This is a genomic window from Fructilactobacillus sp. X7R9C1, assembly GCF_059901005.1.
Genome location: NZ_JBWXVG010000039.1, coordinates 1 through 729, shown reverse-complemented (window position 1 = coordinate 729; position 729 = coordinate 1). Strand labels below are relative to the sequence as shown.

The 729-nt window shown below is 46.9% G+C and carries 1 rRNA gene; it reads right to left on the bottom strand.

The annotated features are described in order from the left end of the window. Positions 1 to 630: ribosomal RNA gene (locus AC6UD0_RS07290) — 23S ribosomal RNA — on the bottom strand; the annotation flags it as partial. Positions 631 to 729 lie beyond the last annotated feature (99 nt).

Sequence of the window (729 nt, the reverse complement as noted above, 5' to 3'; positions counted from 1 at the left end):
AACTCGCCGGTTCATTCTACAAGAGGCACGCTATCACCCTTAAACGGGCTCTAACTGCTTGTAGGCACATGGTTGCAGGAACTATTTCACTCCCCTTCCGGGGTGCTTTTCACCTTTCCCTCACGGTACTGGTTCACTATCGGTCACTAGGTAGTATTTAGCCTTGGGAGATGGTCCTCCCGGCTTCCGACGACGTTTCACGTGTGTCGCCGTACTCAGGATCCTGAACTGAGGGAACCTGATTTCGTCTACTGGGCTATCACCATCTATGGCTCAGCTTCCCAACTGATTCGACTATCAGATTCTTTTGTAACTCAAATGTTCAGTCCTACAACCCCGACCAGTAAACTGATCGGTTTGGGCTGTTCCCCGTTCGCTCGCCGCTACTGAGGGAATCGAAATTTTTTTCTACTCCTGCGGGTACTTAGATGTTTCAGTTCCCCGCGTCTACCGCACGGCAGCTATGAATTCACTGTCGTGCAATCATCGACTAAGATGATTGGGTTTCCCCATTCGGAAATCTCCGGATCAAAGCTTACGTACAGCTCCCCGAAGCATATCGGTGTTAGTTCCGTCCTTCATCGGCTCCTAGTACCAAGGCATTCACCATGCGCCCTTAATAACTTAACCTGCATCACTTCGTGATGTAAGTTATTGAGTATTTGCGATTTAAACTATTTTAAAAAACTCAAATAACGTAGTGGTTATTTCTCGGTTAAAATTATAATT